Here is a 21,734-nt window from a genome sequence, read left to right as displayed (position 1 = left end):
GGTCAACTGCCCCCTTCGACGGTCCGCAGCTTCCGGACCACATGGTCGACCAGGCGACCCACGCTCAGGTCGATGATCTCGTCGAGTTCCAGATCCGCCACGAACTCGGCGAAGTTGACGTGTTGTCCGTACCGCGCCTCCAGGCTGCCCGCCAGGGCCACCAGGTCGATGCTCTCCAGCTCCAGGTCCTCGGTGAAGCGGGTCTGCATGGTGATCTCGATGTCGTCGACGCCGTATTCGTCGAGCATGGTCCGGAGCATCCCCGCGATGTCCGCGAGGACGGACCGCTCGTCCGCCACGGGTGGGGCCGTCTGCTCACCGATGGTCACAGTGCGTTCTCCTCGTTGTCGTCCACCGTGCCGGTGGTCCAGGCCACGGCGTAGTACCTGACCGGCAACCCGGGCGGGTTGGCCGTCTCCGCGCACCGCATCCGGTAGCGGCGCGGCGGGCCGGTGGACGGGGACACCTCGGCCAGCAGCCATCCGGGCCCGGCCGCGAGCACGGCCGTCTCCGGTGGACGGCCCGGTCCTGGAGTCCCCTCCGCCGCGGTCACGGCCCGGTGCGCGGCGCGGAAGGCCGCCGCCCACCGGTCCTCGGACCCACCGGTCGCGTCGCACACCGCGACCAGCGCCTCCCGTTCCCGGTCCGCCCCCGGTGTCCCGCCCCCGGTGTCCGTGACCTCCTCGATGCCGATGCCCAGTACCCCGCGGCCGCCCGGTGGCCTGGGGCGCACCAGGGCCACCCCGGTCTCGGCCCGGTGGGCGAGGGACACATCCAGCTCCGGCACCGTCCGGCCGTGCGCCCCGGTGGCGTACGGCCGCCCCCGTTCGTCCTCCTGGATCGTGATCTCGGCGGGGAAGACCGGACCCTCCCCGTGCTCCCACAGCCACCGCCGCACCGCGTCCTTGGCCGCGATCCGGCCGAGCAGCCACTGTCTGCGGCCACGCGGCGCATGGCGCTCGTACGCGGTGCGCTCGGCCGCGCCGAGGTGGTTCCGCATGATCAGGTCGCGTGACGCCAGATCGGGCCACCGTTCATGGACCGCCACCCAGCCGCCGGGCCGCGCATCCGAGAGCGTGTGGTGCTGCGGAAAGCGCTGGGCCGCCACCGTACGGGGGTGGTTGTCGAACCGGCGGTCCTGCCAGCCCGTCAGCTCCGCCCACACCGTGCCGCCGACGTGGAGCTGCATATCGGCCTCGAGCACGGTGTCGCTCAGCGACACGATCCGCACCACGCACTCCACCGCGGTGCCCGGGGCCGGAGGCGGTCCGAACAGCCGCAACCGGCGCAGGGCGACGGGGAAGACGACCGTGCGCTCGGTGCCGGTCGCCATGATCCAGTAGCCCAGCAACTGCCCCACGTTGTCCAGCAGGGCGCCGGGCGCGGACGGCGCCGTGATGGTGCCGCGCACCTGCGACGCGCCGATGGCGGTGAGCCGGGTGAGCCCCTGGAACGCGGGGCCGTGGAACATCCACCGCTCCCGGTACAGCTCCGCCGCGGTGTGGTCGGGTGTGCGTTCGTCGGCCGGGTCGGCGGGCCACGGCGCCGGACGGTCGGCCGGATGGGCGGCGGCCGTCTCCACCGTGGCACGCGCGCCGTCCCCGAACGCGACCTCCAACCGGTCCGGACGGCCGGGGGAGGGCGTGACGGTGAGGGGCACCTCGACCGGGGGCGCGGCTGCCACCCACTGGTCGAACCGAGCTCCGTGCACGGCGACCGCCCGCCGCCCGGGCGCGGCCCGCTCGGCCGCGTCCATGCAGTGCTGGAGGATCGTGGTGGCGGGGACGACCGGTCTGCGGTCCGTCTCGTCGGGCCAGCCGGGACGCTGCGGGAAGAAACAGTGATCGAGCAGATAGGGCATGGTCCGGGTGGACACGCGCAGCACGGTGCGCGTGGTGGCGGGTGCCCCGCCGGGCACCGCGGTGTGCCCGGTGGGGTGTGACGGCGCGGTGTCGTGTGGCGGTGCGGTGGTGGCCGGGGGTGTGCGCACGGGGGCCGGGCGTGCGGCGGCCGCGGTGATGACCTCCGCCGCCGTGTCCGCCGTCTCGCGGAGCAGCGCATCGAGTTCGGCGGCCATGGGGTGGTGTGCGGCGAGGGCCCCGAGGGCGCGGTGGCCGCCGTCCGGCGCCGTCCGGCCCTCGCCCCGCGCGGAGTCGTGGGCGGCCCGGTCGTGGTCCGGGACGGGGGACGGCAGGGCGGCGGACAGCTCCGCCCGCAGCGCCGCCGCGTCCTCACCGGCCAGGGAGACCAGGGCGCCGCCGAGGTCCAGCCGCACCGGTGGCAGCGACGCGGTGGCCCGCAGCCTCCCGTGGCCGACCGCGGCGGGCCTCGGCAACGCCGGGTCCACCCGCGCGCCTTCGGTCCACAGCGCGGTGGCCACCCGGCGGAGCTGGGCGACACCGCCACGACGCGCCGAACCCGCCGCCGCCACCAGATGGTCCCTGCCGCTCAGGGTGTCCCCGATGAGCGAGGCCAACTGCCCCGTGCCGACCTGGACGAAGGCTCGCACACCCGCCGCGTACAGGGCCTCGGTCAGCGCACGGAAGCGCACCGGCTCCAGCAGATGGCGTACGAACAGCTCCCGCACCGCCGCCTCGGCGCGCGGATATGGCGCGGCCGTGGTTGCCGACCACACCGGGGTGGCCGGAGCCAGCAGGTCGAACCGCCCCACCGTCTCCTTGATCGGTTCGAGGTAGGGCGCGAGCATCGGGGTGTGGAAGCCGGACTGGAACGGCAGCACCTGCGCGATGACGCCCTCCGCCCGCATCACGGTGACGAACTCCTCGACAGCGGCGCGCGGTCCGCACACCATCGACTGGTTCGGGGCGTTGTCGTGCGAGAGCACCGTTCCCGCGTCCGGCCGTGCGGCGAGGGCGGCGCCCACGCGCTCGGCGGACGCGCCCAGAGCGGCGAAGGCCAGCCCCGGCACCCGGAGCGCGTCGGGGTCGAAGGAGTCGAGAAAGGAGTCGACGGCTTCACCGGAACAGAGCCCGGCCGCCGCCATTGCCGTCCACTCGCCGACGCTGTGACCCGCCAGCGCGTCCGGCACCAGACCCATCCGCCGCAGCGCCCGGTCGAGCAGCCGCCCCACGGCGAACACCCCGACGCCATGACGGCCGACGTCACCGACCTCGGCCGGTCCCGCGGAGTGGCGGGCGACCGCGCCGGGGAGCCCGAAGTACGCGGCGACACCGTCCAGCCGGGGTGCGAACTCCGCCTCGAGGCCGGGGAAGACGAAGGCCAGACGGCCCGTCCCGGCACCGCCCCCGGGGTCCCGTTCGCCGCCCTCGCCGAGGAGTGGGTCCGGGGTGAACCAGAGGTCGCCGCGTCCGCGCCACGCCCGGCCGCCCGACACCACCCGCCTGGCCAGGGCCAGCCGTTTGGCGGTGGGCGCGACGAGGCCGAGCCGGGCGCGGCCAGCCCTATGACGGCCGTCGGTTGTGGTGGTGGCGGTGGCGCGCAGCGTGGCGTCGTCAGCGGTGAGGAGTTCCCCCAGGGCCTCCGGGGTGGCGGCGGCCAGGGCGAGCACCGGTTCGGGCTCCGTCACCGCGGCCGTGGGGTGCGGCGGGGAAGCGGGGGTGCCTGAGGAGCGCCGTGGCGCCGACGGCGCTTCCTCCAGCACCACATGCGCGTTGATCCCGCCGAAGCCGAAGGCGTTCACCGCGGCCCGGCGCCTCCCCGCATCCGGCCCGGTCTCCCAGGGCTCGGCCTTGTCGAGGGTGCGGAAACGGGTGGCCGCCAGCGCCGGATGCGGATCGTCACAGTGCAACGTCGGCAGCAGCCGTCCGTGGTGGAGCGCCAGCGCGGCCTTGACCAGCCCGGCCACACCCGCCGCCGGCATGGTATGGCCGATCATGGACTTCACCGAACCGATGACCGCCGCACCGGCCTCGTCGCCGCCGGGCCCGAACACCTCGGCCACGGTGGTGAGTTCGGCGGTGTCCCCGGCAGGTGTCCCGGTGCCGTGGGCCTCCAGCAGACCGATGGCGCCGGGCTCCCGCGGATCCAGTCCGGCCGAGCGCCACGCCTGCCGCACGGCCCGCGTCTGGCCGTCCGGGTCGGGAGTGGTCAGCCCCGCGGCCCGGCCGTCGCCCGCCACTCCGGTACCGCGTACGACGGCGTAGACACGGTCCCCGTCGCGCTGGGCGTCGGCCAGCCGTTTGAGCACCACCACGCCGGTGCCCTCGCCGATCAGCACACCGTCGGCCGCACGGTGGAAGGGGCGGATGCGCTGACTCGGCGACAGCGCGCGCAACTGGGCGAACACGCTCCACAGCGTGATGTCGTGGCAGTGGTGCACACCGCCCGCGAGCACCATGTCGCACCGGCCCGAGGCCAGTTCCCCCACCGCCTGGTCGACGGCCACGAGCGAGGACGCGCACGCGGCGTCCACCGTGTACACCGGGCCGCGCAGATCGAGCCGGTTGGCCACCCGGGAGGCCGCCAGGTTGGGCACCAGCCCGATGGCCGCCTCGGGGCGGTCCGGCCCCAGCCGTTCCGTGAACGCCGACCGCACCCGGTCAAGGACCTCGTCCCCCAGCCCGGGCAGCAGCTCCGCGAGCGTATGCGTCAATTGGTGTGCGGTGCGCACCCGTTGGTCCAGCCGGGCCAGCCCCGGGGTGAGATAGCCACCGCGTCCCAGGACCACCCCCACCCGTTCCGGCGCGGGCAGCCGGTCCCGGCCGCCCGCGTCGTCCAGGGCCTCCGCGGCCACCTTCAGCGCGATGAGCTGGTCGGGTTCGGTACCGGACACCGAGGACGGGGTGATCCCGAACCGTACCGCCTCCACCTCGGCGAGCTCGTCGACGAACCCGCCCCTTCGGCAGTACACCCGGTCGGGGCCCGTCGCACCGCCCCCCGCGCTCCCCGGTGCGTAGTACGCCGAGTCCCACCGGCCGTCCGGGACATCGGTGATGGCATCCACGCCGTCCAGCAGGTTCCGCCAGTAGGCGGCGAGCCCGGGGGCGCCGGGGAACAGCACGGACATCCCGACGATCGCCACCGGCGGGACCCGGCCGTCCCCGGCGGTCCCGTCCGTCGCACGGCCGGTGGCCGCGCTCACCAGCGCGAGGCGGTGCGGACGACGGCACGTACGGACTCCTCGCCCCAGGCCAGCTCGCGCAACAGGGCCAGCGCGCCCTCCTCGGGGTCTATGAGCGCGATGCCACGACGCGCGTAGGCGCGCGCCAGCTCCGGGGTCACCATCCCGTGGTGCGCGCCCGTCGGCGCCCAGGGACCCCAGTGCACGGTGAGCGCCCGGCGCCCGGTGCGGACCGCCCACCGGGTCCCGATGGCCTCCAGCGCGTCGTTGGCCGCCGCGTAGTCGGCCTGCCCGCGGTTGCCGGACACCGCCGACACACTGCCGAAGAGCACGGCGAACGAGGGCTCGGCCGACACCTTGTCCAGTGCGTCCAGCAGGGTGCTCGCACCCTCGGTCTTCGTGCCGAACACCCGCTGGAAGGACTCCGCCGACTTCTCCTCGATGAGCTGGTCCTCGATCACCCCGGCGGCGTACACGACGCCGTCCAGCCGTCCGTGGTCGGTGTGGATCTCCTTGACGGCCTGGAGCACCGAGGCGGCGTCACGCACATCCACCGACCGGTACCGCACCCGGCTGCCGAGGCCCCGCAACTCCGCCACCGTGGCCGCCACTTCGCGGGAGGCCAGGATCCGGGCCGCCTCCCGCTGGATCTCCGCCGGTGTTCCGCCGTCCCGGGCGGCGAGCGCGGCGCGCAGCGCGGGCTCGTCCCGCGCCCCCGCGGTGGCCGGGTCCTCCGGACCCACGGGCTCGGGGGTGCGGCCCAGCAGTTCGATCCGGCAACGCGAGGCCGACGCGAGGGTGGCGGCGAACCGCGCGGTGATGCCTCTCCCGCCGCCGGCCAGCACGACCACCGTGTCCTGGTCCAGCCCCAGGGCCATGGCCTCCGCCGCGCCCTCGCCCGCGGGGCCCGCGCCCGAGGTGGCGAGCGCACCCGGCGCGTCCTCCACCGCCTCGAGCCCCTGCCGTCCGGTGCCGGTGCGCAGCACCACGGGTGCGCGGACCTCGGCGGCCACCTCGTCCAGCAGCGCGTCGGCGACTGCCTCCGCGGTGGCCGACCCGTCCGCGGGGAAGTCCACGACGGCCGCCGCGGTCCGCGGGTACTCCTTGGCCACCGTACGGAACAGGCCGTGCAGCCCGGCCGTACGGAGGTCGAGCGGATCGGCCCGGCGGGCGGCCAGCAGCCAGCGCGGATGGCGCCGCAGCGCCGCCTGGACGACGGGGAACGCGGCGGGCAGTACGGGTGCCCCGGAACCGGTGAGCGGGTCGAGCAGGACGATGCCGTCCCACGGGCCGTCGTCCTCGTCCAGGAGGTGTTCCGGGCCGAACACCATGGCCTCGGCACCGTGGCCGGTCAGCCGTGCGACGAGTGCCTCGGCCGTGTCGTCGGCGGCCCCGAGCAGGGCGAACCGGGTACCGGAGAGGAGGGCGGGCGCGGTGGTGGCGGTGTCGGGAACGGCCAGCGGCACCGGGCGCATCACGAAGCGGCGGGGCGCCGTTCCCTCGGTGGCGTCGGTGGCGTCGGTGGCGTCGGTGGCGTCCGTCGGGGCGGTCGGGGCGGTGGCCTCGACGGGGCCGACGGGTGCGGTGGCCACGACGGGCGGCGCGGACGCCGCGGGTTCCCCGGCGTCGGGGGTGAGCCGCGCCGCCAGCCAGGTGGCGACGGCCATGGCCGTACGGGCCTTGGCCAGCTCCTCCAGTTCCTCGTCACCGAGGGCACCCGAACCGGCCACGCCCAGACGCCGGGCCAGCTCACCCGCGATCTCGGCCCGTTTGATCGAATCGATGCTGAGGTCGGCCTCCAGATCGAGATCCGGCTCGATCATGTCGAGGGGGTAGCCGGTGCGTTCACCGATGATGTCCGAGACGGCCCGGAGCACCTCCTCCACGGTGTGCCCCCGGGCGGGCGCCGCGGTGTCATCGGCGGTGGGCGCGGGCGTCTCCACGGGGACGGCCGTGTGCGCGGGGGCGGCCGCGGCCAGTGGCGCCGGGGCCGGCGCGGGAATCGTCTCCGGTGCGGCCGGCCGGGCATCCGGCGCGGCGCCGAGGTACGTCAGGAGCACATCGCGCTGTGCCGCGACCATCTCCCGGCTCGTCCTGAGGAATTCGGCGATCAGGGCGTCCCGGTCCCCCCGCGCCCCCTCCGTGTGCTCCGCCTGGCTCACCGTTGCCTCCACGACACGTCGGGCCGGTGCGAGCGCACCGGGGAGAAGTTCACCGGCCGCGGTGCGGACCAGCTGGCCGTCGACCGTCCAGCCCGCCCGGCGCGGTGGATCGCCGCGTCCGGCGTCCACGGCGTCCCGGCCGCGGAGGAGCCAGCCGGTGCGCACCGGCAGCCCGGCCACCGCCAGTTGGGCGAGCGCGTCGAGGAAACCGCGCAGCGCGCCCGTACCACCGCCGTCCCGTGCGCCGTCGCAGGCGACGGCGCGGTGCGGACGGTCGCCGAGGATCGCCCCGACGAGCCGGGTGAGCACCGTGCCGGGACCCGCCTCGACGAACACCCGGGCGCCCGCCGCGTACATGGCCTCGATCTGCTCCACGAAACGCACCGGTGCACCGATCTGGGCCGCCAGTTCGGCGCGTATCGCATCCGGCTCCGCGCCGTGCGGCGCTGCCGTGCGGTTCGCCCAGACCGGGAACTCCGGTGCCGTCACCTCGTACCGTTCCAGGACCTCGGCGAAGCGGGCCGAGGCGGCCGCCACCAGCGGGCTGTGGAAGGCACAGGCCACCGGGATGGTCTTGGCGGAGTGCCCGGCGTCCCGCAGTGCGCGCACCGCCTCGGCCACCGCCTCCTCCGGTCCGGAGACCACGGCCTGGCGCGGGGCGTTGTGGTTGGCCAGGACGACCCGCTCATCGAGTCCGGTGTCCCGCAGCACCCGGGAGACGTCCTCGGCCGGTGCCGTCACCGCCGCCATGGCGCCCGGGGTGTTCCCCGCGGCCGCCACGATGGCGGCCGCGCGTTCGGCGCTCAGCTCCAGCAGCGCGCGCGGGGTGAGGGCGCCGGCCGCACACAGCGCCACCAGTTCCCCGTAGCTGTGCCCGCCCGCCATGGCGGGCACCACACCGGCGGAGGTGAGCAGGTCGTACGCGGCCAGCCCGGTCATGCCCAGGGCGGGCTGTGCCACCCGGGTGTCGGTCAGCGCCGCGCGCTGCGCGGCCCTCCCCGTGGCGTCGAACGCCGCCGGTGGATAGAGCACGTCGGCGTGTGCGCGACCGAGTTCCAGATGGCGCTGGAGCTCGGGGAAGGCGATGAAGTGTCCGGCGAACATCCCGGGGCGCTGGCTGCCCTGGCCGGGGAAGAGGAACGCCACCTCGCCGGGGCCGCTTCCGGGAACCTCCCCCTCGGCCGCCGGGGGATCCGCCACGTGGATCCCGGCCGCCGGGTCGTGTTCGCCCGCCAGCACCCGGCGCAGCCGTACCGTCAGCCCCGCCACGTCCTCGGCCACCACCGCCACCCGCACCGGGCCGCGGTCCGCGTCCGACCGCCGGGACGCGGCCAGTGCCAGATCGCGCAGCCGCCACGGCCGCGTGGCGCCGGTGTCCGCGGCCGTCGCCAGGCGGAGGAGGTCCTCCACGGCGCGCAGCGCCGCGGCGTGGTCCGTGCCGCGGAAGGTGAACAGCTCCGCGGGCCAGCCGCGGAGCCCCTGCGCGGGGGGAGCGCCGCTGTCATGGGCCGCCACGACCACGTGGAAGTTGGTGCCGCCGAAGCCGAAACCACTGACCCCGGCGAGGCGTTCGGCGGCGGGCGCCACCCACGGACGTGCCTCGGCGGGGAAGGCGAAGGGGCTGCTGTCCCCGTCCCAGGCCGAGTTCGGGCTCTCCAGATGCAGGGTGGGCGGTTTGACGCCGGTGTGCAGCCCCAGCACGGTCTTGATCAGACCGGCCAGGCCCGCGGCACACTTGGTGTGTCCGATCTGGGACTTCACCGAACCGAGCGCACAGCCGCCCGGCCGGGCGCCCGCCTCCCCGAACACCTCGGTGAGGACGGCCAGTTCGGTGCGGTCGCCGACCACCGTCCCGGTGCCGTGCGCCTCCAGGAGACCGACGTCCGCGGGTGAGACACGGGCGTTGCGGTACGCGCGCTCCAGTGCCGCCCGCTGCCCCTCGGGACGCGGCGCGGTCAGCCCCAGCGACCGTCCGTCGCTCGAACTTCCCACACCCTTGATCACACCGTAGACGCGGTCGCCGTCGCGTTCGGCGTCGGCGAGCCGTTTGAGCACCAGACATGCCACGCCCTCGCCGAGGACGATGCCGTCGGCGGAGCCGTCGAAGGTGCGGGAACGCCCGGTCGGGGAGAGCGCGTGGACCGACGAGAACAGCATGTAGTCGGTGATGCTGTTGTGCAGGTCGGCGCCGCCGCACAGCACGGTGTCACTGGTGCCGCCGACCAGTTCCTTGCATGCCACGTCCACGGCGGCGAGCGACGACGCGCAGGCCGCGTCCACCGTGTAGTTGGCCCCGCCCAGGTCCAGCCGGTTGGCGATCCGCCCGGCGATCACATTGGCGAGCATCCCCGGGAAGCCGTCCTCGGTGAGCGCGGGGAGCTGTTCCGCCACCCCGGGCGGCACCTCGCCGAAGTACGAGGGGAGGACGGCGCGCAGCGTCTGCGCGTGGGACAGGTCGCTGCCCGACTCGGCCCCGAAGACCACCGAGGTGCGGGAGCGGTCGAACGGGCGGGCATCCTCCCCGTCGCCGTACCCGGCGTCCTCCAGCGCCTGGCGCGCCGCCTCCAGCGCGAGCAGCTGGACGGGCTCGATACTGCCGAGCGAGGCCGGGGGGATGCCGTAGCGCAACGGGTCGAAGGGGATCCGCGGCAGGAAGCCGCCCCAGCGGGAGGTGGTGCCACCCTCGCTCGCGTCCCCCTCCGCCCGGTAGTGCACGGCCGGGTCCCACCGCTCGGCGGGCACCTCCGTCACGGAGTCCAGGCCGCCCACCACATGGGACCAGAACGTGGCCAGGTCGGGGGCCTGCGGGAACATACACGCCATGCCGATCACGGCGACGTCCAGGGGCGGTGGCGGCTGCGGCTCTGCGCGCCGCGCGTCCGGGTGCGTCCCCAGCCGTTCGCCGAGGGCGGCGGCGCGGTCGTCGAGGAAGTCCGCGGCCGCCGAGGTGACGGAGTGGTGGAGCGCGTCGACGGTGGTCGTGGCGGAGCGCAGCACGGCCACGTCCCCGGCCATGAACATGCCCTCGGTGAGCTGACGCTCCTCGTCGACGGCCACCAGCTCGCCGCCGGGGGCGCGTTCGACGCCCTTGCTGGCGATCCGCAGCCGTCCGACGTTGAGGCGCTCCAGCTCCTCCCACATCCGCCGGTCCGGTGTGCCGCCCGCGCGCAGTCCGTCCCGGAGGTGGTGGAAGCTGTCCGCGTAGGGGCTGGCCACGCACCGGGTGGCGTGCCCCGGTGCGGTCTCCAGCAGCGCGGTGCGGCGCGCGGCGACCACCTGCCGCTGGAACAGCGGCTGGACGGCGCCCTGCGCCACGGCTTCCTCGGTGAACAGGTAGGCGGTTCCCATCAGCAGGCCCACGGCGCCACCGCGCCGGGTGAGCGGGGCGGCGAGTGCGGCCACCATCGCGGCGGACCGCTCGTCGTGGATGCCACCGGCGAAGAACACCTCGATGCGATGCTCCTGGCCCGTACCGTCCGCGTCCGCGCCGTCGAGGAAGTCCTCGAGTACCCCCAACTGCGCCTCCCACAGGGGGAAGCTGTTCCTGGGGCCCACGTGGCCACCGCACTCCGAACCCTCGAAGACGAACCGGCGGGCCCCGGCCCGCAGGAACTGCGCGAGCAGCCCCGGCGAGGGGACGTGCAGAAAGGTGGTGATGCCCGCCCGCTCCAGCGCCATGGCCTGGGAGGGCCGTCCGCCCGCGATGACGGCATGGCTGGGGCGGACCTCGAGAACGGCTTCGAGCTGGGCCTCACGGATGTTCTCGGGTGCGAAGCCGAGCACTCCGACGCCCCAGGACCGCCCCGCGAGGGCGGCTGCGGCCTCCTCCAGCAGGGTGCGGGCCTGATCGCGTCCGGCGAGGGCGAGCGCGATGAACGGCAGTGCTCCGCCGTCCGCCACGGAGGTCGCGAAACCGGCCTGATCGCTGACCCGGGTCATCGGCCCCTGGGCGAGCGGCAGCCGGGTGCCGGTGGTCGACGTCATCGGCGCGCCGGGTCGCAGCACCGCACCGGGCCGTAAGGCGGCCTCGGGCTGTAACGCGATCTCGGGCTGTAACGCGGCCTCGGGCCGTAACGCGGCATTCGGCACCCGCGCGACGGGCCCGCGATCGGCCTCCTCGTCCGGTGCCACCGCCGCGTGGCGGATCGCGTCGGTCAGGGCCCGGACCGCCCGCCCGGTGTCCCGCCAGCGTTCGGCGAACCGTGCCGCGAGGAAGCCGTCCTGGCCGACGGGGAGCGGTCGCTCACCGGGCGCGGACACCCGCCGCCGCAGGACGCGGTGGCCGTCCGTCACCACGGTCTCCGAGCCGTCCATGGAACGGATCGCGGCCACGCGTTCCTCGGGGAGCCCGCACTCGGCGAGCAGCGCAAGCTGGCTGTCCAGGACGACCCCGGCCGCACCCGCCACGACGGCGGCGGCCGCCGTGTGCGGTCCGATCCCACCGCACGCCCACACCGGCAAGCTCACCTCGGGGTCGGCGAGGAGCCGTTGGAGCAGCACGAAGGTGCTCAGCTCACCCACCCGGCCGCCGCTCTCGTTCCCCCGTGCGACCAGACCGTGGGCCCCGGCCGTGATCGCGGCCAGGGCCTCCTCCGCGGAGGTGACCTCGACGAGCACCCGGTGGTGCCCGGCGACATCCCCTACGGCCCACGGGGCGTCCCCGCCGAGCACGACGGTGTGCGGTCCGTCAACAGCGGCGGCCCGTGGATCCGCGTCCACGGGCCGCGTGTCGTCCGCGCCGTCCGCCCCCCGACAGGTACCGGTCGGCGGTGCGATCAGATCGCCGGGCGCCAGACGGCAGCCCGCCGCCACCCTGACCCCGAACCGGGCGTCACCCGCCCAACTCCGGGTGCGTTCCAGGGCGTCCCGCGCCTGACGGCCACCGGCCCCCAGATCGAGTACACCGAGCCCGCCTGCGCGGCTGAACGCCGCCGCGAGTCTGGCGTCCGGTTCCCCGAACGGGGTGACACCGATGACAAGATCCCCCGTATGCGCAACGGACGCCATGTCTTCTCCCGGAAGGTCGGATAACGCTGGGAAAAGGGACAATTCGAGCACGTTTCAACGAAGCACCGATCCGGGCGGCGAGGATGTCACTTTCATGTTCAAGCGGGAAGAGGCATGAACGATCCATAAGCGATTCATGAGCAATCGGCCGCCATGCACCACGAGCCGCACCACACCCTCGCGTTAGTGTGCGGCTGTGAGTCTTCATGTCGTCATAGGATCCGGCCCCGCGGGTGCGGCCACCGCCCGGCTGCTGGCCGAACAGGGCCATTCGGTAAGGGTCGTCACCAGGTCGGGCCGCGCCCCGGAACCCGGTGTCGAGCACCTCGCCCTGGACGCCGCCGACAGCGGGCGGCTGACCGAGGCCGTCAAGGGAGCAACCGCCCTCTACGGCTGTGCCGGACCGCCCTACCACCGCTGGACGCGCGAATGGCCACCACTGGCCTCCGCGATGTGCGCGGCTGCCGAGGCGACCGGGGCCGTCCTCGTCATGCTGGGCAACCTCTACGGCTACGGACCGGTGGACGTGCCGCTGACCGAGGAACTGCCGCTCGCGGCGACCGGCCCCAAGGGGCGGGTGCGCGCCGCCGTCTGGGAGCGGGCGCGGACCCTGCACGAGCAGGGGCGCATCCGGGCGGTCGAGGTGCGGGCCTCGGACTTCTTCGGCCCCGGGGTGACCGACGGCGGCCACCTCGCCGCGCGGGTCGTGCCGCGCGTGCTGCGCGGCAAACCGGTCTCCGCGCTGGGGGATCCCGACGCCCCGCACAGCTGGAGCTATCTGCCCGACGTGGCGGGGGCCCTGGTCGAGGTGGCGGGTGAGGAGCGCGCCTGGGGCCGGGCCTGGCACGTTCCGACGCTGCCCGCGCTGTCCGTCCGGCAGATGGTCGACCGCCTCGCCGCCGAGGCGGACACCGGGCCGGTCGCGGTGCGCGGGCTGTCACCGGCAGTGCTGCGCCTGCTGGGCGTGTTCTCACCGCAGATCCGCGAACTGGGGGAGATCCGCTACCAGTTCGACCGTCCGTTCGTGGCTGATTCAGGTGCCTACGAAGCCGCGTTCACGCTACGCGCCACACCCCTCTACGAACAGGTCCGCGCGACGGTGGACTGGTGGCGGAAGCGCAGGACCACCACCGGGTGACCCCCGGGTCGCGCGCCACACACGCGCGCGACGTGCCGTACCTACGCGACGTGGGGCTCCGGTCCGGAGCCCCACGTCGTTCCTCCTGCCGCTCCGACCGGTTCAGCGGCGGTCACAGCGGTTCAGCGGGCCGCTCAGAAGCGGTCCGTCAGGCCCGGGAGCCCCGGAGGCGTGGGAAGCGGCAGCTTGTTGAAGCCCCGCTCACGCTGCGCCGCGGAGGTCCGGCAGGTCAGGTCCTGCTCCGGGAGACGGCCGGTGGTCAGATAGCTGGTGGCCGTTTTGTCCGCACATGACTTGGAACCGTAGATGCCGTGGCCCTCGCCCCCGGCGACGGTGACCATCCGCGAGCCCTTCATGGCCCGGTGCATACCGCGGCCACTGGCGAGGGGCGTCTGGGAGTCCCACTCGTTCTGCAGGACCAGTGCCCCGACCTCGTTGTCGATCGTGGTGGCGGGCTCGCTCCCCTCCTTCTTCCAGAACGCGCACGGCTTGATGGTGGAGCCGAAGTCGCCGTACAGCGGGTACTCCTTCTTCGCCCGCACCGCGTCGGCGCGGTACCCCTCGGGGTCCCGCGGCCACGCACCGGTGTCCGCACACACGACGGACCAGAAGGCGGCGGTGCCGTTGTCGTCGGGCGTGGCCCGTCCGAAGGACGGCTGACCGGTACGGCTCGGCGCCTTGGGCTCGGCGGTCCGGGACGGGCCCCGGTCGGCCGCCTTCTTGAGCTTGGCGATGCCCTCCGCGCCCTCCCGCACGCTGAAGAACGCGGCACGGCTGCCGGAGCGGATGTCATCCCCCGTCAGCTTCTGGCCGTCGAGCTCGATCGGCTTGCGGTCGGCCCGTGCGACCAGGTCCCAGAACGTCTTGCGGACGGCCTTGGGCGTCTTGCCCAACTTGTATGTGGCGTGCCGCTGAGCCGTCCACTCGCTCCACCGGGTGAAGGCGGGTTCGGCGCCCTCGGCCCATATCTGGATCATGCCGCGCCATATCCGCGCCGGATCCACGGAGCTGTCCAGGATGAACCGGTCGGCGTGGCGCGGGAACATCTGCGTGTACACGGCGCCGAGGTAGGTGCCGTAGGAGTACCCCAGGTAGGAGATCTTCTTCTGGCCCAGCACGGCCCGCATCACGTCCATGTCGCGGGCCGTGTTCCGGGTGGTGATGTGGCGCAGCCGGTCCCCTTGCTTCGTGTCGCACTTCTCGGCGACGGTACGGGCCCACTTCACGTCCTTGGCGAACTTCTCCGCCCGGTAGGGGCGTTCCCAGTTCTGCTCCTTGGCACTGAGACCACAGCCCACCGGGGAGCTGCGGCCGACACCCCGCGGGTCGAAACCGATGAGGTCGTACTTCTTCTTCACCGACGAGGGCAGTTCACCGGCCAGCCCGAAGGGCATGGAGAGGCCCGAACCACCCGGTCCGCCGGGGTTGACGAGCAGCACCCCACGGCGCTCCGCGGGGGTGCTGGTCTTCAGCCGTGAGATGGCGAGGCCGATCTTCTTGCCGTCGGGACGGTCGTAGTCCAACGGCACCTTGATGGTGGCGCACTGGAAGGAGGCCGGGGAGTCACTGTCGCAGCGGTGCCACGACGGCCGCTGCTCGATGTACTGCTGCAGGGGGTTCTCGGCGGCCGATGCGCTGCCCGGGGCGAAGGCCGGTACCAACGCCGCGAGGGTGCTCGCCGCCAGGACATGAGTCAACGATCTGCTGCGCACGTGCGGTGTCCTTATGGGCAGGGTGTGTTGGGACGCATTCACCCTTCCGTACGGGACGGACGCAGGAGAACCACCGACGGGGTGGAATGGTGTCCGACCACGGGGGTACGCCCGGCACCGCGGGTGGTTCTGAGGTCGTACGGGACCGGCCGCGTCGGCCGTGGTCCCTCCGTCGGAGGGCGAGGGTGTGACTGGGTGCGCGCCGCCCAGTGACGGTGCGTCCTGGTCGGCCCTCCCACCGCCGGACAGACTCCGAAGCGGCGCGCGGCCCGTGCGCCGACCACAGTCCGTCCGGAAGGAACGAACCGCGATGCAGCACACCGGGACACAGCAGGCCGGGATGCACGGAGCCGAGGTGCCATCCGCCACCAGGGACGACGAGAGCCTGGTGCGAAGGATCCGCGTCCTGGAGGACAAGGAGGCGCTGCGCGGGCTGATGATGCGGGGGTGGCGGGCGCTCGACCTCAGGGACTGGGAGACCTGGACCGCGTGTTGGGCCGATGACGCGACGCTCGAATTCGGCCCGTGGGAGACGGTCCGGGGCAAGGAGGCGATCCGGACCACGGTGGAGCGTGCGGAGGCGCCCTACCCGAGCATGCAGCACCACATCCTGAACGCGCACTTCACCATCGAGGACGACGACCGCGCCACCGGTATCGGGTACATGTGGTTCGTCGCCGTGACCGAGCCCGGGCAGATTGCCTCGCCCTACTCCATGGGCGGGCCCTACGAGTGGGAGTTCCGCCGGGGCGCGGACGGCTGGCTGCTGACCCGCCTGCGCGTCGGCGTGTGGTGGACCCGCGGGGAGGACGCCCTCAAGGCGCTGGAGTGACACCGGGCGCCGGATGGCCTAGGCGTCGAACCAGACCACCAGGCGGACCTGGGCATCGCCGTGGACCCCCGCGAGAGCGCGCATCACGGTCCACACCGGCTGCCACGGGCCGTCCGCGGGCACCGCGTCCCGGCGCCGGGCGCGTTCGGCCCGGAAGACGGTGGTGCCGACGTCCCATTCGGTGCCCTCGGCCCACAACTCTCCGACCCGGTCCGGGTCGACGGACAAGGTGTCGATACCGCTGGCCCGGGCGAAGCCACGGCTCCAGTCCCCCCGGTGCGCCAACTCCAGGGTGCCGTCCGGGAGTCGCCGGTACCGGGCGATATCGGTGGCCCGGGGGATCGCCGGTTCGTCCCAGTCGATGGCAAGGACCTCGTCCCAGCCGATCCAGGTCGTGCCGAACACCGCCGCCCCGTGCGCCGCATGCTCCGCTCCGGTCACCTCCGAAACGTCCGCCGGCAGCCTGCGGCCGGCCGCCACCGGCCGCCAGTGGCCCTTGGGGCCCCTCACCCCGAAGAGACAGCCGAAGGCGGCGTAGTCCCGGTCCACGCCGAGCAGCGACAGATCGATGGCGGAGTACCAGGCCGTCGCCCCGATCTCGAGGCCGGGCCCCCAGGTGCGGCACTCCACGAACCCGTAGATGTCTGTTCCCACGGACCGATTGTCTTCGCCGGGACAGGGCGCTGGTGTGACCTCCGCCACATATATGGGGGAATTCCGTCGCGGATGTATCCGGAGTGGGCGGTGCCGGGATCTGTGATCCGGAGAAGGGACCAGTCAGCTTGAGGGTGGGAAGATAACCGTGACCGTTGAACGAAATCCGTGGCACGTTCTGGGCGCGCTGCTCGTCGGATTCTCCCTCATCTTGCTGGATATGAGCGTGGTGGCGGTCGCCAACCCCGCCATCATGGAGTCGCTCGAGGCGGATGTCTCCGAAGTGGTCTGGGTGACCAGCGCCTATCTGCTCACCTACGCCGCACCGCTGCTGTTCACCGGACGGCTCGGTGACCGCTTCGGCCCGAAGAACGTCTACCTGGTCGGCCTGGTGGTGTTCACGCTCTCCTCGCTGTGGTGCGGAGTGGCCGGGAGCATCGACATGCTGATCGCGGCCCGCGCCGTCCAGGGCCTCGGGGCCGCGCTGATGACACCCCAGACCATGGCGGTCGTCACCCGGATCTTCCCCGCGGACAAGCGGGGTGCCGCGATGGGCGCGTGGGGCGGTTCCGCGGGAGTCGCGCTGCTGGTGGGTCCGGTCGTCGGCGGTCTGCTGGTGGACTCCGCCGGCTGGGAGTGGATCTTCCTGATCAACGTCCCGATCGGCGTCCTGGCCTTCTTCCTCGCCTGGAAGATGGTGCCCTCGCTCCCGACCACGCCGCACAAGTTCGACGTGGTCGGCATCGTGCTCTCCTGCGGCGGTATGTTCCTGCTGGTCTTCGGCCTCCAGGAAGGCAACAACAAGGACTGGTCGGCGAGTATCTGGCTGATGATCGGCGCGGGTCTCGCCGTCCTGGCGATGTTCGTCGTGACACAGGCGGTCAACAAGGGCGAACCCCTGCTGATGCTGAGCCTGTTCCGTGACCGCAACTTCGCGCTGGCCAACGTGGGCATCGCGGCCATGGGCGCCGCGGTGACCGCGATGACCGTGCCCACCTACTTCTATCTGCAGGGCGTGCGCGGGCTCACCTCGATGGAGTCGGCGCTGATCTTCGCACCGCTGGCGATCCTCACCGGTGTCTGTGCGCCGTTCGTCGGCAAGCTGTCCGACACCATGCATCCGCGCACCTTCACCACCACGGGCTTCGTGCTGTTCGGCATCACCATCGTCGCGTACAGCGAGTTGATGAAGCCGGACTCGGAGCTGTGGATGTTCTTGGCCACGGCCGCAGTGACCGGTATCGGCAACGGCATGGTCTGGGGCCCGCTGGGCGCCATCGCCACCCGTAACCTCCCCATCGACCAGTCCGGCGCGGGCTCCGGTGTCTACAACACCAACCGCCAGGTGGGCGCCGTGCTCGGCAGCGCCGCGGTCGGCGCGCTGTTCGTGGACCGGCTGGAGGCGCATCTGCCGGGCGTCGGTGGCGGCGGGGGCCATGTCGAGGGCAGCGTCACCAAGATCCCCGAGATGTTCAAGGAGCCCTACAGTACGGCGCTGAGTGAGACAGGGCTCCTTCCCGTCGGATTCCTGCTGCTGGGGGCGATCGCCTGCACCCTGTTCATCCGCTTCCCGTCGCGGGAGACACCGAAGGAGGGCGGGGACGTCGCCATGCAGAAGGTGGAGGACGCCAGTTGACACCCTCACACCGGTCGACGTCATTCGGAAATGAACGGGGAGGGTCTCCCATGGGTACCACAGATGATTTCGGGCGCTGGATCCGCAAACTCAACTCCGCGGACACTCCCAAGGCCAGACTGATTCTCCTGCCGCACGCCGGAGGATCAGCGAACTCCTACTTCCAGTTCGCGCGGGGATTCGCTGAACTGGATGTCCACGCGGTGCAGTACCCCGGTCGGCAGGATCGCCGCCATGAGCCTTTCCGGGACACCATCGAGGAACTGGCCGACGAGATCGCCGAACTCATCGGTGACTGGAACGATCTGCCCGTCGTCCTGATGGGAAACAGTATGGGCGCGTTGGTCGCCTTCGAGGTGACCCACCGTCTGGAGGCCAAGGGAAAACCGCCGCTGGCCCTCTTCGCCTGCGGCCGGGTGGCGCCGACGCTGCGCAAGGACGAGGGCACCCATCTCAAAGGGAACGACGCCTTTCTCCAGGAGATGGCGCTGCTCGGCGGAATGGGGCACCAGCTCCTCCAGGACGAGGAGATCCTCGACATCATCCTGCCCCCCATGCGTGCGGACTACCGGCTGGCGGAGACGTACTGTGCCTCGTCGGCCACACAGGTCTCGGTGCCGGTCCATGTGCACATCGGCAGGGCGGACCCCAAGGTCAACGAGCCGGAGGCGGCCGAGTGGAAGCGCAGCACGACCGGGGAGTTCACCCTGGAGACGCATGAGGGCGGCCACTTCTTCTTCACCGACAACGGCGCCCGCCTGACCGCTGCCATCAACGGGGCACTGAACGACACGCTCGCCGTGAACCCGTGAGCTCCTGACCATCCGGCGGCCCGCCGCGCGGGGTTTCGGCAACCATCCCGGAACCCGGTGCGGCCGGGCCGCTTTGTCATGTCCCCAAGCGCCCGGGACCGGTCCGCCAACAGCATCGGCAGTCTCTCAAACCTTCCCCGGGAAAAAATTCTTGAATGGCTGTATCTGGGCGGGCCACCGCGGGATCTAAACAGTCGACCACATGGTTGCCGGCAAGAGCCCGAAGGTGGGGGAAACAAGCATGGCCCTCGAGAAGCCCGACATCGTCGGAGCCCTGCGTAAGTCGCTGAAGGAGACCGAGCGCCTGCGGCGGCAGAACCAGCAGCTGCTCGACCAGGCGGGCGAACCCCTGGCCATCGTGGGGATCAGTTGCCGCTTTCCCGGTGGGGTGACCTCACCGGAGGAATTGTGGTCGTTGGTCGCCGAGGGACGTATGGGGTTCTCGGAATTCCCCGAAGACCGCGGCTGGGATCTGGACAACCTCTACGACCCGGACCCGGACCACCCCGGCACCGCCTATACCCGCCACGGCGGATTCCTCGACGACATGGCCGAGTTCGACGCCGAGTTCTTCGGGATCAGCCCGCGCGAGGCGCTGGCCATGGACCCGCAGCAGCGGCTGCTGCTGGAGGGCGCCTGGGAGGCGTTCGAGGACGCGGGCATCGACCCCCTGACGCTCAAGGAGAGCGACACCGGGGTCTTCTGCGGGCTCATGTTCTCCGACTACCAATTCGTCGCGGGCCTCAGCGACCGGCGCCCGGAGATCGAGGGCTACCTCTCCATCGCGTCGTCCCCCAGCGTTGCCTCCGGCCGCATCAGCTACACCTTCGGCTTCGAGGGTCCCGCGGTCACCGTGGACACCGTCTGCTCCTCCTCCCTGGTGGCCATCGACCTGGCGGCCAAGTCCCTGCGTGCCAAGGAGTGCTCGCTCGCCGTGGTCGGCGGCGCCACCACGCTCGCCAGGCCCAGTGCCTTCATCGAGTTCAGCCGTCAGCGCGCGCTGTCGCCGGACGGACGCTGCAAGGCGTACGCGGAGGCCGCGGACGGTGTCGGCTGGGCGGAGGGCATGGGCCTGCTGGTCCTGGAGCGGCTCTCCGACGCCAAGCGCAACGGACGCCGGATCCTGGCCCTCGTACGCGGCAGCGCCGTCAACCAGGACGGCGCGAGCAACGGCCTCACCGCGCCCAACGGCCCGTCCCAGGAGCGGGTGATCCGCCAGGCGCTGTCCAGCGCCGGACTCACCCCCTCCGACGTCGACGCGGTCGAGGGCCACGGCACGGGCACCCCGCTGGGCGACCCGATCGAGGCGGAAGCGCTGCTGGCCACCTACGGCCAGAACCGGGAGAACGGGCCGCTGTGGCTCGGCTCGATCAAGTCGAACTTCGGCCACACCCAGGCCGCGGCCGGTGTGGCGGGCGTGATCAAGATGGTGATGGCGATGCGTCATGAGACGCTTCCGCCCACCCTGCACGTGGACGCGCCGTCCTCACACGTGGACTGGTCCTCGGGCGAGGTCGCGCTGCTGACCGAACCGCGGCCGTGGGCCGCGGGGGAGCGGGTGCGCCGCGCCGGTGTCTCCTCCTTCGGCGTGAGCGGCACCAACGCCCATGTGATCCTCGAGGAGGCCCCCGAAAAGGAGCCGGCCGCGAACGACGAGCCGACCGGGGACCACGGCACCGGTGCCCGACCGCCGGTGCTCGTCCCGCTCTCCGCCCGTGGTGAGGGCGCGCTGCGCGAGCAGGCCGACCGGCTGCGCGCGCATCTGATCGCCCGCCCCGAACTGGACCACCTGGACATCGCCTTCGCCCAGGCGACCACCCGCGCCCATCTGGAGCGCCGCGCCGTGGTCGTGGCCACCGACCGGGGTGCCCTGCTGACCGGTCTGAGCGAGCTGAGCTCGGCCGAACCCGCTGCGAACGTGGCGGAGGGCCAGACGGCCGGTTCGAGTGTGAAGCCGGTGTTCGTGTTCCCGGGTCAGGGTGCGCAGTGGGAGGGGATGGCGGTTGGTCTGCTGGACTCCTCGCCGGTGTTCGCGGCGGAGGTCGCGGCGTGTGGTGAGGCGTTGTCGGAGTTCGTGGACTGGCGTCTTGAGGATGTGCTGCGTGGGGTTGAGGGTGCGCCGTCGCTGGAGCGGGTGGATGTGGTCCAGCCCGCGTTGTTCGCGGTGATGGTGGGGCTTGCGGCGCTGTGGCGTTCCTATGGGGTTGAGCCGTCTGCGGTGGTGGGTCATTCGCAGGGTGAGATCGCCGCGGCGTATGTGGCCGGTGGCCTGTCGCTGCCGGATGCGGCGCGGATCGTGGCGGTGCGCAGTCAGTTGGTGCGTGACCGGTTGGCGGGGCTCGGCGGGATGATGTCGGTCGCGTTGCCGGTGGAGCGTGCCGAGGAGCTGATCGCTCCGTATGAGGGCCGGATTTCGGTGGCGGCGGTCAATGGTCCGGCGGCGGTGATCGTGGCGGGTGAGCCCGGGGCGTTGGATGAGGTGCTGGCGCTGTGTGAGCGTGATGGGGTGCGGGCGCGCCGGGTCAAGGTGGACTATGCCTCGCATTCGGCGCAGGTGGAGGCCATCGAGGCGGAGCTGCTGGCTGCGCTGGCTCCTGTGGCTCCGATGGCGGGGAGTGTGCCGTTCTACTCGACCGTCACGGGTGGTTTCCTGGACACCGCCACCATGGACGCCGGGTACTGGTACCGGAATCTGCGCGGTCAGGTCGGCTTCGAACCCGCCGTCCGCGCGCTCATCGAC

Annotated in this window: 10 protein-coding genes; 5 read left to right on the top strand and 5 right to left on the bottom strand. The window is 72.7% G+C overall.

Annotated features, from left to right (window positions below):
- Window positions 1-2 precede the first annotated feature (2 nt).
- From NMK44_RS36420 to NMK44_RS36410, 3 genes are read right to left on the bottom strand one after another with little or no spacing between them, the layout of a single operon-like run.
- The gene (locus NMK44_RS36420) at window positions 3-329 is read right to left on the bottom strand and encodes an acyl carrier protein (protein ID WP_374215393.1); all 327 of its coding nucleotides are present in this window, start codon (window positions 327-329) and stop codon (window positions 3-5) included.
- Window positions 326-5,062, bottom strand: a complete 4,737-nt coding sequence (locus NMK44_RS36415; RefSeq protein WP_308358732.1) for a polyketide synthase — start codon at window positions 5,060-5,062, stop codon at window positions 326-328. The genes NMK44_RS36420 and NMK44_RS36415 overlap by 4 nt, the downstream gene beginning before the upstream one ends.
- The gene (locus NMK44_RS36410) at window positions 5,059-12,210 is read right to left on the bottom strand and encodes a type I polyketide synthase (RefSeq protein ID WP_254751359.1); all 7,152 of its coding nucleotides are present in this window, start codon (window positions 12,208-12,210) and stop codon (window positions 5,059-5,061) included. Before NMK44_RS36410 ends, NMK44_RS36415 begins: the two co-directional genes overlap by 4 nt.
- 196 nt (window positions 12,211-12,406) lie before the next feature.
- Here NMK44_RS36410 and NMK44_RS36405 point away from each other — a divergent pair, with 196 nt between their 5' ends.
- On the top strand, window positions 12,407-13,348 hold the full coding sequence (locus NMK44_RS36405; protein WP_254751356.1) for an NAD-dependent epimerase/dehydratase family protein: 942 nt from the start codon (window positions 12,407-12,409) through the stop codon (window positions 13,346-13,348).
- Between the two features lie 134 nt (window positions 13,349-13,482).
- Here the strand turns inward: NMK44_RS36405 and NMK44_RS36400 are convergent, their stop codons facing one another.
- Complete coding sequence (locus tag NMK44_RS36400) at window positions 13,483-15,060, bottom strand: alpha/beta hydrolase (protein ID WP_254751354.1); 1,578 nt, start codon at window positions 15,058-15,060, stop codon at window positions 13,483-13,485.
- 310 nt (window positions 15,061-15,370) lie between these two features.
- Here NMK44_RS36400 and NMK44_RS36395 point away from each other — a divergent pair, with 310 nt between their 5' ends.
- Window positions 15,371-15,892 (top strand): nuclear transport factor 2 family protein, encoded by a 522-nt coding sequence (locus NMK44_RS36395; RefSeq protein WP_308358731.1) that lies wholly within the window; start codon window positions 15,371-15,373, stop codon window positions 15,890-15,892.
- An 18-nt stretch (window positions 15,893-15,910) separates the two neighbouring features.
- Here NMK44_RS36395 and NMK44_RS36390 read toward each other — a convergent pair whose 3' ends face one another.
- Entirely contained in the window at window positions 15,911-16,546 is a 636-nt protein-coding gene (locus NMK44_RS36390) for a hypothetical protein (protein WP_254751352.1), read from the bottom strand.
- 148 nt (window positions 16,547-16,694) lie between these two features.
- Here NMK44_RS36390 and NMK44_RS36385 point away from each other — a divergent pair, with 148 nt between their 5' ends.
- From NMK44_RS36385 to NMK44_RS36375, 3 genes are all read left to right on the top strand, one after another.
- Window positions 16,695-18,182: an MFS transporter gene (locus NMK44_RS36385; protein ID WP_254751350.1), complete on the top strand. Its 1,488-nt coding sequence runs from the start codon at window positions 16,695-16,697 to the stop codon at window positions 18,180-18,182.
- A gap of 50 nt (window positions 18,183-18,232) precedes the next feature.
- Complete coding sequence (locus tag NMK44_RS36380) at window positions 18,233-18,994, top strand: thioesterase II family protein (protein WP_254751348.1); 762 nt, start codon at window positions 18,233-18,235, stop codon at window positions 18,992-18,994.
- Window positions 18,995-19,235: 241 nt separating this feature from the next.
- Window positions 19,236-21,734: type I polyketide synthase (locus tag NMK44_RS36375; RefSeq protein WP_254751345.1), on the top strand; the 2,499-nt coding region annotated here is incomplete at its 3' end.

It is taken from the genome of Streptomyces cucumeris (assembly GCF_024295805.1).
In the GTDB taxonomy this organism is placed as follows: Bacteria; Actinomycetota; Actinomycetes; order Streptomycetales; family Streptomycetaceae; genus Streptomyces; species Streptomyces cucumeris.
Note: the sequence above shows the minus strand (reverse complement) of the source record. Positions and strands in the feature narration are given on the sequence as shown.